Origin of the sequence: Pseudomonas sp. CF161 (genome assembly GCF_000416215.1) — a bacterium.
In the GTDB taxonomy this organism is placed as follows: domain Bacteria; phylum Pseudomonadota; class Gammaproteobacteria; order Pseudomonadales; family Pseudomonadaceae; genus Aquipseudomonas.
The window spans coordinates 124,380-137,841 of sequence record NZ_ATLP01000083.1 but is presented as its reverse complement, the minus strand read 5'-3'; the positions used below and the strand labels follow the sequence as shown (position 1 = coordinate 137,841).

General features: G+C 63.6%; 15 protein-coding genes. 6 read left to right on the top strand and 9 right to left on the bottom strand.

Annotation, left to right across the window (positions count from 1 at the left end):
* Positions 1–292 precede the first annotated feature (292 nt).
* From hemA to CF161_RS15935, 6 genes are all read left to right on the top strand, one after another.
* Positions 293–1,582, top strand: coding sequence for a glutamyl-tRNA reductase (hemA, locus tag CF161_RS15960; RefSeq protein WP_020297641.1), 1,290 nt, complete (start codon positions 293–295; stop codon positions 1,580–1,582).
* A complete protein-coding gene (gene prfA, locus CF161_RS15955) occupies positions 1,579–2,661 on the top strand; it encodes a peptide chain release factor 1 (protein ID WP_020297640.1) in 1,083 nt (360 codons plus the stop codon). The genes hemA and prfA overlap by 4 nt, the downstream gene beginning before the upstream one ends.
* Positions 2,662–3,492 carry a peptide chain release factor N(5)-glutamine methyltransferase gene (gene prmC, locus CF161_RS15950; RefSeq protein WP_020297639.1) on the top strand — a complete coding sequence of 277 codons (831 nt, stop codon included), beginning with the start codon at positions 2,662–2,664 and terminating at the stop codon, positions 3,490–3,492. It abuts the gene before it with no gap.
* Positions 3,486–4,241 carry a molybdopterin-synthase adenylyltransferase MoeB gene (locus CF161_RS15945; protein ID WP_020297638.1) on the top strand — a complete coding sequence of 252 codons (756 nt, stop codon included), beginning with the start codon at positions 3,486–3,488 and terminating at the stop codon, positions 4,239–4,241. The genes prmC and CF161_RS15945 overlap by 7 nt, the downstream gene beginning before the upstream one ends.
* Positions 4,234–5,025, top strand: coding sequence for a glutamate racemase (murI, locus tag CF161_RS15940; RefSeq protein WP_020297637.1), 792 nt, complete (start codon positions 4,234–4,236; stop codon positions 5,023–5,025). The genes CF161_RS15945 and murI overlap by 8 nt, the downstream gene beginning before the upstream one ends.
* A 115-nt stretch (positions 5,026–5,140) precedes the next feature.
* The gene (locus CF161_RS15935; RefSeq protein WP_020297636.1) at positions 5,141–5,659 is read left to right on the top strand and encodes an acyloxyacyl hydrolase; all 519 of its coding nucleotides are present in this window, start codon (positions 5,141–5,143) and stop codon (positions 5,657–5,659) included.
* A gap of 32 nt (positions 5,660–5,691) precedes the next feature.
* Here CF161_RS15935 and CF161_RS15930 read toward each other — a convergent pair whose 3' ends face one another.
* The 9 genes from CF161_RS15930 to CF161_RS15890 are packed head-to-tail and all read right to left on the bottom strand — an operon-like array spanning position 5,692 to position 13,459.
* Complete coding sequence (locus tag CF161_RS15930) at positions 5,692–5,997, bottom strand: YkgJ family cysteine cluster protein (protein WP_020297635.1); 306 nt, start codon at positions 5,995–5,997, stop codon at positions 5,692–5,694.
* A gap of 54 nt (positions 5,998–6,051) precedes the next feature.
* A complete protein-coding gene (locus CF161_RS15925; protein WP_020297634.1) occupies positions 6,052–6,567 on the bottom strand; it encodes a DUF2878 domain-containing protein in 516 nt (171 codons plus the stop codon).
* Positions 6,560–7,831, bottom strand: a complete 1,272-nt coding sequence (locus tag CF161_RS15920) for a cyclopropane-fatty-acyl-phospholipid synthase family protein (protein ID WP_020297633.1) — start codon at positions 7,829–7,831, stop codon at positions 6,560–6,562. The genes CF161_RS15925 and CF161_RS15920 overlap by 8 nt, the downstream gene beginning before the upstream one ends.
* Positions 7,818–8,627: a DUF1365 domain-containing protein gene (locus CF161_RS15915; protein WP_020297632.1), complete on the bottom strand. Its 810-nt coding sequence runs from the start codon at positions 8,625–8,627 to the stop codon at positions 7,818–7,820. The genes CF161_RS15920 and CF161_RS15915 overlap by 14 nt, the downstream gene beginning before the upstream one ends.
* Positions 8,624–9,871: an NAD(P)/FAD-dependent oxidoreductase gene (locus tag CF161_RS15910; RefSeq protein ID WP_020297631.1), complete on the bottom strand. Its 1,248-nt coding sequence runs from the start codon at positions 9,869–9,871 to the stop codon at positions 8,624–8,626. Before CF161_RS15910 ends, CF161_RS15915 begins: the two co-directional genes overlap by 4 nt.
* Positions 9,868–10,650, bottom strand: coding sequence for an SDR family oxidoreductase (locus tag CF161_RS15905; protein ID WP_020297630.1), 783 nt, complete (start codon positions 10,648–10,650; stop codon positions 9,868–9,870). The genes CF161_RS15910 and CF161_RS15905 overlap by 4 nt, the downstream gene beginning before the upstream one ends.
* Complete coding sequence (locus tag CF161_RS15900) at positions 10,647–11,072, bottom strand: nuclear transport factor 2 family protein (RefSeq protein ID WP_020297629.1); 426 nt, start codon at positions 11,070–11,072, stop codon at positions 10,647–10,649. The genes CF161_RS15905 and CF161_RS15900 overlap by 4 nt, the downstream gene beginning before the upstream one ends.
* Positions 11,065–12,510, bottom strand: a complete 1,446-nt coding sequence (gene phrB / locus CF161_RS15895; RefSeq protein WP_020297628.1) for a deoxyribodipyrimidine photo-lyase — start codon at positions 12,508–12,510, stop codon at positions 11,065–11,067. Before phrB ends, CF161_RS15900 begins: the two co-directional genes overlap by 8 nt.
* A gap of 13 nt (positions 12,511–12,523) precedes the next feature.
* On the bottom strand, positions 12,524–13,459 hold the full coding sequence (locus tag CF161_RS15890; protein WP_020297627.1) for a MerR family transcriptional regulator: 936 nt from the start codon (positions 13,457–13,459) through the stop codon (positions 12,524–12,526).
* Positions 13,460–13,462: the final 3 nt, after the last annotated feature.

Here is a 13,462-nt window from a genome sequence, read left to right as displayed (position 1 = left end):
AAACATAACCGAGACTCAATGGGACGCCAGAACAGAGGCAGTCTATTAGTGTATGCGCAAAAACGGCCTGCGCTGCGACCATGCGGCACCCTGGGGGCCCCTGGCGTTACGCGAAAACAGGCTCGGAATGCTGATTTGAACCACTGAATTTCGCTTCCTCGCCCGCTTTCGCCTTGCCTGATCTTCGCTCGACGAGTTTTCGCTCAAAACTAGGACAATAGTCGGCAGTGGTTGTTCTGAATCTTTCGAAGTAGGACAATTGCCGGCTTCTCGACATCATCAGCGACCTTGAATGGCCTTCCTTGCACTCGGTATTAACCACAAGACTGCTTCAGTAGACGTCCGCGAGCGCGTGGCCTTTACCCCTGAGCAGTTGGTTGAGGCCTTGCAGCAGCTCTGCCGCCTCACCGACAGCCGCGAAGCTGCGATCCTCTCCACCTGCAATCGCAGTGAGCTTTATATAGAACAGGATCAGCTTTCGGCGGATATCGTGCTGCGCTGGTTGGCGCAATACCATCATTTGAACGTCGATGACCTGCGCGCGAGCGCTTATGTGCACGAAGATGATGCGGCAGTTCGTCACATGATGCGCGTGGCATCCGGGCTCGATTCCCTGGTGTTGGGCGAACCGCAGATTCTCGGGCAGATGAAGTCGGCCTACGCCGTGGCGCGTGAAGCGGGGACGATCGGGCCGCTGCTGGGCCGCCTGTTCCAGGCCACGTTCAGCGCCGCCAAGCAAGTGCGTACCGACACCGCCATCGGCGAAAACCCGGTCTCCGTGGCGTTTGCCGCGGTCAGCCTGGCCAAACAGATTTTCAGCGACCTGCAACGCAGCCAGGCCCTGCTGATCGGCGCCGGCGAGACCATAACCCTGGTCGCCCGCCATCTGCACGACCTGGGGGTCAAGCGCATCGTGGTCGCCAACCGCACCCTGGAGCGGGCGAGCATTCTTGCCGAGCAGTTCGGTGCCCATGCGGTGCTGCTTTCGGATATTCCCCAGGAGCTGGTGCACAGCGACATCGTCATCAGTTCGACTGCCAGCCAGTTGCCGATTCTCGGCAAGGGCGCGGTGGAAAGTGCGCTGAAGCTGCGCAAGCACAAGCCGATTTTCATGGTGGATATCGCCGTCCCTCGGGATATCGAGCCGGAAGTCGGCGAGTTGGACGACGTTTACCTGTACACCGTCGACGATCTACACGAAGTGGTCGCGGAAAACCTCAAGAGCCGTCAAGGCGCGGCCCAGGCGGCGGAAGAGCTGGTGAATATCGGCGCCGAGGACTTCATGGTGCGCCTGCGCGAGCTGGCGGCGGTGGATGTGCTCAAGGCCTATCGTCAGCAAAGCGAGCGCCTGCGTGACGAAGAATTGCAAAAGGCCCTGCGCCTGCTGGCCAACGGCGGCAGTGCTGAAGATGTGCTGGCGCAACTGGCCCGTGGCCTGACCAATAAATTGCTGCATGCGCCCAGCGTCCAGTTGAAAAAACTGACCGCTGAAGGCCGCCTCGATGCGTTGGCCATGGCCCAAGAACTTTTTGCCCTCGGTGAGGGCTCGTCGGATAGCTCTTCGGATAAAAAACCGCAATGAAAGCGTCACTGCTCAATAAACTGGACATCCTCCAGGACCGTTTCGAGGAATTGACCGCCTTGCTCGGCGACGGCGAAGTCATTGCCGATCAGACCAAGTTCCGTGCGTATTCCAAGGAGTACGCCGAAGTCGAGCCGATTGTCAGCACCTATAAGCAGGTGCTCAAGGTCCAGGCCGACCTCGAAGGTGCCCAGGCGCTGCTCAAGGACAATGATCCGGACATGCGCGAAATGGCCGTGGAAGAAGTCCGCGAAGCCAAGGAGCAGTTGCTGGAGCTGGAAAGCACCCTGCAGCGCATGCTGCTGCCCAAAGACCCCAACGACGGGCGCAACGTGTTCCTGGAGATCCGCGCCGGCACCGGTGGCGACGAAGCGGCGATTTTTTCCGGCGACCTGTTCCGCATGTATTCGCGCTACGCCGAGCGGCGTGGCTGGCGGCTGGAGATCCTCTCGGAAAACGAGGGTGAGCACGGCGGCTATAAAGAAGTCATTGCCCGGGTCGAGGGCGAGAACGTTTACGGCAAGCTCAAATTCGAATCCGGCGCGCACCGTGTGCAACGGGTGCCGGCCACCGAGTCCCAGGGCCGTATCCACACCTCGGCCTGCACCGTGGCGGTGTTGCCAGAGCCGGACGAGCAGGAAGCGATCGAGATCAACCCGGCGGATCTGCGGGTCGATACCTACCGTTCTTCCGGTGCCGGTGGCCAGCACGTGAACAAGACCGACTCGGCGATCCGCATCACGCACTTGCCGTCCGGGATCGTGGTCGAGTGCCAGGAAGAGCGCTCGCAGCACAAGAACCGGGCGCGGGCCATGTCCTGGCTGTCGGCCAAGCTCAATGACCAGCAGACCAGCGCCGCGGCCAATGCGATTGCCAGCGAGCGCAAGCTGCTGGTGGGCTCGGGGGATCGTTCCGAGCGGATCCGTACCTACAACTTCCCCCAGGGCCGGGTGACCGATCACCGTGTCAACCTGACCCTGTATTGCCTCGACGACATTCTTGCCGGTGGCGTCGACGCGGTTATCGAGCCGTTGCTGGCCGAATACCAGGCGGATCAACTTGCAGCATTGGGTGAGTAAATGACCATCATCGCCAGCCTGCTGCGCGCAGCCCAATTGCCTGATTCGCCGACGGCGCGCCTGGATGCCGAGTTGCTGCTCGCCGCCGCCCTGGGCAAGCCGCGCAGCTTTCTGCACACCTGGCCGGAGCGCATCGTGCCCAGCGAGGCGGCGTTGACCTTCGCCGACTACCTGCAGCGCCGTCGTTCCGGCGAGCCGGTGGCCTATATCCTCGGCCAACAGGGCTTCTGGAAACTCGACCTGGAAGTCGCGCCGCACACTCTGATCCCACGGCCCGACACCGAGCTGTTGGTGGAAGCCGCCCTGGAGCTGCTGCCCGCCACACCGGCCAAGGTGCTCGACCTGGGCACCGGCAGCGGCGCGATTGCCCTGGCCCTGGCCAGCGAGCGCCCGGCGTGGAAGGTCACGGCAGTGGACCGGGTGCTGGAAGCCGTGGCCCTGGCCGAGCGTAACCGCCAGCGCTTGCAGTTGAACAACGTCACGGTGCTCAGCAGCCACTGGTTCAGCGCCCTGCACGAGCAGCGCTTTGCCCTGATTATCAGCAACCCGCCCTACATCGCGGCGGCCGACCCGCACCTGGCGGCCGGCGATGTGCGTTTCGAGCCGGAAAGTGCGCTGGTCGCAGGGCCGGATGGCCTGGACGACCTGCGCTTGATCATCACCCAGGCCCCGCAGCACCTTGAAGCCGGCGGCTGGCTGATGCTCGAACACGGCTACGATCAGGCCGCGGCCGTGCGCGATTTGCTGCTCGGCCAGGGGTTTGCCGAGGTCCACAGCCGAGTCGACCTGGGTGGCCATGAACGCATCAGCCTGGGGCGCCGGCCGTGCTGAATGACCAGGAGCTGTTGCGCTATAGCCGACAGATTCTGTTGCAGCATGTCGATATCGACGGCCAATTGCGCCTCAAACACAGCCGCGCTTTGATCGTCGGCCTCGGCGGCCTCGGAGCGCCGGTGGCCTTGTACCTGGCGGCGGCCGGGGTCGGTGAGTTGCATTTGGCCGACTTCGACAGCGTCGACCTGACCAACCTGCAACGCCAGATCATCCATGACACCGACAGCGTCGGCATGAGCAAGGTGGACTCGGCGATCCGCCGCCTCACCGCGCTCAACCCGCAGGTGCACCTGGTGCCGCACCGCCATGCGCTGGACGAGGATTCCCTAGCGGCGGGGGTGGCCGCTGTCGATCTGGTGCTCGATTGCAGCGACAACTTCGCCACCCGGGAGGCGGTCAACGCGGCCTGTGTCGCGGCCGGCAAACCCCTGGTCAGCGGCGCGGCGATTCGCCTTGAAGGCCAATTGTCGGTGTTCGATCCACGGCGCGCCGAAAGCCCGTGCTACCACTGTTTGTACGGGCACGGCAGCGAAGCCGAGCTGACCTGCAGCGAAGCCGGTGTGCTCGGCCCCCTGGTCGGCATGGTCGGCAGCCTGCAAGCACTCGAAGCCTTGAAGTTGCTCGCCGGCTTCGGCGAACCCCTGGTCGGACGCCTGCTGTTGATCGATGCGCTGGGTTCACGTTTTCGTGAGTTGCGGGTCAAGCGTGACCCGGGATGCAGTGTCTGTGGGCCCACACATGGGTGAGGCGCCCATCGCAGTCTTCGACTCCGGCATCGGCGGCTTGTCGGTGCTGGCGGAAATCCAGCAGCGCCTGCCTGACGAGTCGCTGTTGTACTTCGCCGACTGTGGGCACATTCCTTACGGCGAGAAAACCCCGGAATTTATCCGTCAGCGCTGTGGCGTGATGGCGCGCTTCTTTCGTGAGCAGGGGGCCAAGGCCCTGGTGCTGGCCTGCAATACTGCGACGGTGGCGGCGGTGGCCGAGTTGCGCCGCGATTACCCGCAGTGGCCGATCGTGGGCATGGAGCCCGCGGTCAAGCCCGCTGCCGCCGCGACCCGCAGTGGCGTGGTCGGGGTGCTGGCAACCACCGGCACCTTGAAGAGCGCCAAGTTCGCGGCCTTGCTCGATCGTTTTGCCACCGACATCAAGGTCATCACTCGGCCGTGCCCGGGCCTGGTGGAGCTGATCGAGGCCGGCGACCTGCACAGCCCGGCGTTGCGTGAGCTGTTGCAGAGTTATGTCGACCCACTGCTGGCCGCAGGTTGCGACACCATCATTCTGGGCTGCACCCATTACCCCTTTCTCAAGCCACTGCTCAAGCCGATGCTGCCCGCCCACATCAGCCTGATCGACACCGGCGCCGCCGTGGCGCGGCAGGTGGAGCGCCTGCTCGACGAGCAGCAATTGCGTGCTCAGGGCCCGGCGCGTGAAGCGCAGTTCTGGACCAGTGGCAATGTGCCGCACTTCAAGCATGTTCTTCCGCTGTTGTGGCACAGTAGCGGCGTTGTACACCCTTTCGATTTGTAAAAAAAACGTGAAAAAAAGCGAAATAGCGCTGAACTTCTGCTTCCGCGCGGATTTCTATAACGTGTCTGTACGATCGTACAACAACATACAAAAACGTTTAAAAAGGATGTTCGTGATGAAGCGTCTGTTCTGTTTGGCCGCGCTTGCGGCCGCACTTTTGGGGCAAAGTTTTAGTGCACAGGCTGCTGGTGTCGAGTTTGCCGTGGGCCAGACCAGCGACTCGACCCAGACTTACCGCCTGGGCATGCAGTTCGACTGGGACAAAAGCTGGTTGCAAAGCGATGTCGGTCGCCTGACCGGCTACTGGAGTGGCGCCTACACCTATTGGGATGGCGACAAGAAGTCGAGCAACCACAGCCTGTCGTTCTCGCCGGTGCTGGTGTACGAGTTCTCCGGTGAAAGCGTCAAGCCGTACGTTGAAGCGGGGATCGGGGTCGCGTTGTTCAACCACACCGAAGTCGAGAGCAACAAGCTGGGGTCGGCCTTTCAGTTTGAAGACCGGATTGGTTTCGGCCTGCGCTTCGCGGGTGGGCACGAGGTGGGCATTCGTGCCACTCACTACTCCAACGCCGGTATCAGCAGCAACAACGACGGCGTAGAAAGTTACGCGCTGCACTACACCATGCCGTTGTAAGCCGTATGCCGCAGCCGTTTTAACGGCTGAGGTCAGCGATACGCCGTGGCGATGCCACGGCGTTCGGTGAGGCAGTCGGCTTCACCCATCTCGAACTCCCGGCAGATCAGCGGGCGCTTCTCGTAGATGGTGCACATCATGCTGTTGCGATCCAGCGCGGCGCACCAGCCGTCATCCAGGCGCAGCATGACTTCGCCCCCCCAGTCATCGGTGTCGATAAACCGTTCAGGCACACCGGTGTCGGTGATCAGCATGACTTCCAGCTGGCAGCAGCACGCCGCGCAGGTGGAGCAGGTGACCGCAGGTTCGGCAATCTGGGTGTGGGGGATGGTGTTCATAGGCGCGCAGTGTAAGGCAGTGGGGCCGGGCTGTGTGAATGCACTGACGGACGCTTAGCCTGCCGATGTGCGCAACTGCCCGTTGGGCAGATGCCGGGCCATCAGTTGCAGCAAGGGAAAGACCACGGCCCAGAGCAACCCCAGGCCAATCAGCGTCGGCCACAGCCCATAAGGAAACTGCACCCCCGCCAGGCGCCCGCCGGCGTAGTACGACAGCGGCCCGCTGAAGGCGCCCAACAGGCTGGCCAGCCACCAGGGCCTGGCGCACCAGGCCAGGCAATGGCGCAAGGTGGTGCCCAGCAGGGCCCAGAGCAGCATCAGCCACAGCGGAATCAGCAGCGCGACTTCCTTGAACTGAAACACCCCCAGCCAATGCAGGAAGCTGTCGATCGAGATGCCGAACAGCATCACGCTGAGGATCAGCCGACCTTCTTCGGCCCACTGGTTTATCCACAGCAAGTGAATCACCAGCACCCCCAACCCCAGCAGCAGCCAGGGGCCGTCACCGCCCATCACGCAGGCGAACCAGCCCAGCTGGAACAGCCCCGCATTGGCCAGGCGTTTACGCATTGAAGCGACCCAGCAACGGCTCCGGGGCCGCCGCAGGCTTGGCCAACAGCAACTGTGCGGTGCCGATGGTGCGTTCCAGGAAGCCGCCCTCGCAGTAGCACAGGTAGAACTCCCACAGCCGCAGGAAGTACTGGTCGTAACCGAGTTCGACCAGGCGCCCATGGGCGCGGCGGAAGTTCTCGTGCCACAGGCGCAGGGTGCGCGCGTAATGCAGGCCGAAGTCTTCCATGTGCAGCAGATTCATGTCGGTGTCGCGGCTGACGATCTCCAGCATCTTCTGCACGCAGGGCAGGGCGCCGCCGGGGAAGATGTAGCGCTGGATGAAGTCGACGTGGTTTTTCGCCTGCTCATAACGCTGGTCGCGGATGGTGATGGCTTGCAGCAGCATCAGGCCGTTGCTCTTGAGCAGGTGCGCGCACTGCTTGAAGTAGGTCGGCAGAAAGTGGTGGCCGACGGCTTCGATCATCTCGATCGACACCAGCTTGTCGTACTGCCCGCTGAGGTCGCGGTAATCCTCCAGCAGCAGGGTCACCTGGTCTTGCAGGCCCAGTTGGTCGATGCGCTGGCGGGTAAAGGCGAACTGCTCCCTGGACAGGGTCGTGGTGGTGACCTTGCAGCCATAGTTCTGCGCGGCGTACAGCGCCATGCTGCCCCAGCCGGTGCCGATCTCCAGCAGGTGGTCGGACGGTTGCAGGGCGAGCTTCTGGCAGATGCGCTCCAGCTTGTTCAGTTGCGCCTGCTCCAGGGTGTCTTCGCTGCTGCGGAACTGCGCCGCCGAATACATCATGGTCGGGTCGAGAAACTGTTCGAACAGCTCATTGCCCAGGTCGTAGTGGGCGGCGATGTTTTTCTGCGAGCCCTTGCGCGTGTTGCGGTTGAGCCAGTGCAGGCCCTGGATCAACGGCCGGCCGAGTTTGGCCAGGCCGCCTTCCAGGCCATCGAGTACCTCCAGGTTGCTGACAAACACCCGTACCACGGCGGTCAGGTCCGGGGTGCTCCAGTAGCCATGGATAAAGGCTTCGCCGGCACCGATCGAACCGTTGCTGGCGACCAGGCCCCAGACTGCCGCATCGAGGATATGAATCTCCCCCAGCAGCTTGGCCCCGGCACTGCCGAACACATGGCGTTCGCCGTCTTCAATCAGCACCAGTTGTCCGTGCTTGAGCTGTGCCAGCTGACGCAGCACGCCACGGCGCAGGAGATTGCCGGTCAGGCCATTGGTGCTCAACAGGCTGGCCTTGGCCGATACGCTAGAGGATTTCATGGCGGCGATCCTTGGGTTGTACAGCGGCGGTTTTATAGGTGCCATCGGCAGCCTGATGGGAAACAAGGGGAATGCGTTTGAGCAGCAGGCGCAGGGCTTGCCAGTAGATGGCCAGGCAAGTCTTGGCGGTCATCCACGGAAAGCGCCGCAGGTAGGCGTGCAAACTGTGACGGTCGAGGGCCTGGCGTTGCAGGTTGAGGGTGGCGTCAAACAGCTTGAACTCGCCCTGCCAGTCGGCCATGTGCACCCCCAGGCGTTCGCCCGGGGGGCTGAAACTCATGCGGTACTCCAGGTCCCGGGGCATGAACGGCGACACATGAAAGGCCTTGGCCACGGCGAAGTGCTGGTGCTCGGCGGTCGTCGCAGCCTGGGCTGGCAGCACGTAGTGATAGCGCTCGCGCCATGGGGTGTTGGTGACCTCACACAGAATCGCCGCCAGTTGCCCGTCGCTTTCGAAACAGTAGAAAAAGCTCACCGGGTTGAACGCCAGGCCCCAGCTGCGGACCTGGGTCAACAGGCACACCGCGCCGCCGGGTACATGGCCGAGGGCGGCCGCCACCTGCTGGCGCACGGCATCGATCAGGGGCATGCCCTGGCCGGTGAAGGCCTTCAGGTAATCGCTTTCGCGCAGGGAAAACGGCGCAAAACGGCTGCTGCCCGCCAGGGGCGAGAGGCCGAACACCTGCGCTTGTTCATCCAGATCCAGGTACAGCAGGCCGATGCGATAGCGAAACGCATGGCACTTGGGCGCAAAGCGCCGATGGCCGATCCAGCCGCTGTACAGGGCGCTGTTCACAATTGTTCCCCGAACGCCTGGGCCACGCGCAGGGCGCTGACCACGCCGTCTTCATGGAAGCCGTTGGCCCAATAGGCACCGCAGTAGAAGCTGTGCTGCGCGCCTTGCAACTCTTGCCAGCGACCCTGGGCGGCCACCGCGCCGAGGCTGTATTGCGGGTGGGCGTAGGTGTAGCGCGCCAGGACCTTGGAGGGGTCGATGGCGGCGCTCTGGTTGAGGCTGACGCAAAAGGTGGTCGAGCTTTGCAGGCCCTGGAGGATGTTCATGTCATAGGTGACGGCCGCCTGGGTGTCGCTGCTGCCGTCCAGGCGATAGTTCCAGCTGGCCCAGGCCAGCTTGCGTTGCGGCAACAGCCGGGTGTCGGTGTGCAGCACCACGTCGTTGTCGGCATAGGGCAGGGCGCCGAGGATGTCCTGCTCGGCATCGCTGGGTTCGGCCAGCAAGCTCAGGGCCTGGTCGCTGTGGCAGGCGAACACCACTTTGTCGAAGCGTTCGCTGCCGGCGGCACTGTGGATCAGCACGCCGGACAGATCACGCTCGACCCGGCTGACCGGGCAGTTCAGGCGAATGCGCTCGCGAAACGTGGCGCTCAGCGGTTCGATATAGCGGCTGGAACCGCCCTCGATCACGCACCATTGCGGGCGATTGCTCACCGACAACAGGCCGTGGTTCTTGAAAAAGCGCACAAAAAACTGCAACGGAAAGCCGCGCATCTCCACCAGGGACATGGACCAGATCGCCGCGCCCATGGGCACGATGTAGTGCTGGATAAAACGCTCGCCGTAGCCCTGGTCTCGCAGGTAGTCGCCGAGGGTGGTGTCGGGCGCGATCCGCTGTTGCTGTAAGTCGCGCAGGGCCTCTTTATTGAAGCGCAGAATGTCCCGCAGCATGCCCCAGAACCCCGGCGACAGCAGGTTGCGGCGCTGAGCGAACAGGCTGTTGAGGTTATTGCCGTTGTACTCCAGCCCCGATTGCGCATCGCACACCGAGAAACTCATCTCGGTGGGTTTGAACGTCACGCCGATCTGCCCCAGCAGGCGAATGAAGTTGGGGTAGGTCCAGTCGTTGAACACGATAAAACCGGTGTCCACCGCGTGGGTTTCGCCCGCCACGCTGACGTCCACCGTGTGGGTGTGGCCGCCGACCCAACTGCCGGCCTCGAACAGCGTGATGTCGTGGCGGCGATTGAGCAGGTAGGCGCTGGTCAGCCCAGAGATGCCGCTGCCGATAATGGCGATTTTCATGAGGCGCTCCCGGTCGGCGAGGCGTTGCGTGCCAGGCGTTTGCCGATCGCCAGTTGCCAGCGCCCCGGCAGCCAGGACAGCAGTTTTAGGCCGGCGATAAAACCGGCCGGAAAGGCGATCTCCAACGGCCGTTGTGACAGGCGCCGGTTGATATGGCGTGCCGCCTTGGCGGCCGGCCAGCTCATGGGCATAGGGAAGTCGTTGCGGGCGGTGAGCGGGGTTTCGACAAAACCCGGGCTGACCACGGTTACATCGATGCCCTCGGCCGCGAGGTCGATCCGCAGCGATTGCAGCAGGTAGCGCAAGGCGGCCTTGGAGGCACCGTAGGCTCCGGCCCGGGGCAGCGGCAGGTAGGTCACCGAGCTGGCGACCCCCACCAGGTGCGGACGATTGCCGGCGCGCAGCAAGGGCAGGGCGGCTTCGATGCAATGGCAGCTGGCCGTCAGGTTGCTGCGCATCACTTGCTCGACCAGCGCGGCCTTGAACTGCTGCACCTCGATGTATTCACAGGTGCCCGCATTGAGAATCGCCGTGTCCAGCGCGCCCCAGGCCAGGGCGATCTGTTCGCCGATCTGGCGCACTTGTTCGGGGGCGGTGAGGTCCCCCGGCACCACCAGCACCCGTCCGGGAAAGCGCAGCGCCAGGGCGTCGAGCGGGGCACGGGTGCGTGCGCTGAGGGCCAGGTGTGCGCCGCCCAGCAGCAGTTCTTCGGCGAGGGCCGCGCCGATGCCGCTGCTGGCGCCGGTCAGCCAGATACGCCGAGGCATGGTCGCCTTCATCCGATTCTCCTTTTCAGCCAGGCGATCACCCGGCCGAGGATGGGCAGGTGCTGATACAGCAGCGCGCCGGCGTCGAAATAGTCGTGGTGGCGATAGACCCGACCGTTGCGCCACTGCAGGTGGGAGCAGCCGTCGACGTGGATGGTCCGGCCGGCATTGAGTCGAGGGTGGCTGTAGCTCATGGTCCAGCGCAGGTAGCCCTGGCCGTCGTCCACCGGGTCCATGCCGGAAAAGACGAACTGCAAATGGCTGACGTTGGCGTACAGCTCGCTGAAGTATTCATGCAGGCGCGGCAACCCCTGCACCTCATGCAGCGGGTCGGTGAACTGGATGTCCGGGCTGTACAGCGAGTGCAGACGCTCGAGGTTATGTTTGTCGAGGCTGGCAAAGACGCGGGCGAAGTCGTGCAGGAACTCACTCATGGCCGGCTCCGGCATCCATCCGTGGCGGCAGGCTCTTGAAGGCCGCCAGGGCGCGTTCGCGAGACTGCGACAGGTTGACGATCGGCGCCGGGTAATCGGCCACGCCGAACAGCCCGCCCATGGCCGCCGGGTTGTGCACGTCCTTTTTGTTCAGCGCCGCCAGTTGCGGCAGCCAATGCTTGATAAAGCGCCCTTCGCTGTCGAACTTCTGCGATTGGCTCAGGGGGTTGAAGATACGGAAGTAGGGCGCCGAATCGGTCCCGGTGGAGGAGCTCCATTGCCAGCCGCCATTGTTCGCGGCCAGGTCGCCGTCGATCAGGTGCCGCATGAAAAAGCGTTCGCCTTCACGCCAGTCGAGCAACAGGTTTTTGGTGAGGAACATCGCCACCACCATCCGCAGGCGATTGTGCATCCAGCCGGTTTCCAGCAATTGGCGCATGGCGGCATCGATGATCGGCAGGCCGGTGCGCGCCTCCTGCCAGGCCGCCAGTTCATCGGGGGCATGGCGCCAGGCCACGGCCTCGGTTTCCGGGCGAAAGGCGCGATGCCGCGAGACCCGTGGGTAGCCCACCAGGATGTGTTTGTAGAATTCGCGCCACAGCAATTCGTTGATCCAGGTGACGGCGCCGACGCTGCCACTGTCGAACTCGCCCTGATTGGCTTGCAGCGCCGCATGCAGGCATTGGCGCGGCGACACCACCCCCGCGGCCAGGTACGGCGACAGCTGGCTGGTGCCGGGTTTGGCCGGGAAATCCCGCTCGCTCTGGTAGTAGTCGATCTGGGCGTCGGCGAAACGCTCCAGGCGTTCGCGGGCCTGGTCTTCACCGGCGGGCCAGAGGTCGCGCAGGCTTTGGCTGGGGCGGGCAAAACCTTCGACCTGCTGCGGCACCGGGTCGGCTTTCAAGGCCATCGGTGCTTGCACCCGAGGGGCGTTGACCAGGGCCGGCAAGCTGCCGTGCAAACGGCTGTAGCAGACCTTGCGAAACTGGCTGAAGACCTGGAAATAGGTGCCGCTCTGGGTCAGTACGCTGCCTGGCTGAAACAGCAACTGATCGAGGTAGTTGTGAAAGCCGATGCCGTTGTTTTCCAGCTTCTCGGCCACCGCCGCATCGCGTCGGCTTTCGTGAATGCCGTATTCGTCGTTGCAGTGCAGGCCCTGGATCTGCAGCTCCTGGCACAGCTTCAACAACACGTTGGGTGCCTGATCCCAGGTGGCGGCGTGGCGGATCAGCAGCGGGATATTGCGTTCGCCCAAGGCTGCGCTCAGCCGTTGCAGGTTGCGCAGCCAGAAGTCGACTTTGCACGGCGCGTCATCGTGGACCAGCCACTGTTCCGGGCTCAGCAGGTACACGGCCACGGTCGGGCCGCGTGCGGCAGCGGCGCTGAGGGCGGTGTTGTCATGTAGGCGCAGGTCACTGCGTAGCCAGATCAGTTGCATGGTGATTCCTGGATCAGAGAAGTCCTCGCTGGGTCAGGGCCTGGTGTGCCGAGATCGGGTCTTCGGCCAGGAACAGATCAGCGATTTCAGTGGTACATACGGCCAGTTCGGCGCAGTGGATGCATACCGTTGGTCCGGCAATCAGCGTCGGGCAGTTCAGCCCGCTCAGCAGCCGTGGCAGCTGCCCGAGGTGGATGGATTTGCTCGAATACAGCAGCACGCACCGGGCTTGTAGGTGCTCGGCGGCCAGGGCCAGTTCGCCGACGGGCAGCGGCCAGTCGAACACTTCCACCGGGCAGTCGGCGCTGCTGATCAGCCAGGCGCTGAGCCACAGGTGCGGCTCCAGCGGCAGGTCCGAGTGGTTGATCAACAGCAGCGGCGCGCCTTGCAACTGGCGGTTGTTGTGATAGATCCGCGCGCCGAGCTTGCTGCGCAGCCAGGAGTAGAAAAACACCCGCTCCATCTGCGCGCCGAACTGGCCTTGCCAGCGTTGTTCGAGTTCGGCCAGCAGCGGAATCAGCAGCTGCTCGCACAGGGTTCGGGGTGGATACAGGGCCATGGCCTGGTTGAAGGTGTCGTCGACCTTGCGCTCGGCCAACTGGCTGATGGCCAGGGTCAGGCTCTGGCGCAGGCTGTGCCAGTCGTTTGCCGCCGGCACGCTGAAGGCCGGGGTGGAGCCCAGCAGGTGCTTGACCTGGCTCACGGCAACACCGCGGTTGAGCCAGGTGAGAATGGTCAGGATCTGTTGCACATGCTCTTCGGAAAACAGCCGGTGGCCCTTGGGGGTGCGCTGCGGCACGATCAGGCCGTAGCGCCGTTCCCAGGCGCGCAGGGTGACCGCGTTGACGCCGGTGCGGCGCGCCACTTCCCGGATCGGCAGCCAGCCCTGTTCCAGCGCCTGGCCGTAGTCGGTGGCGGTTTGCGGATCGTCGGAGTCAGGTTCGCTCATGGC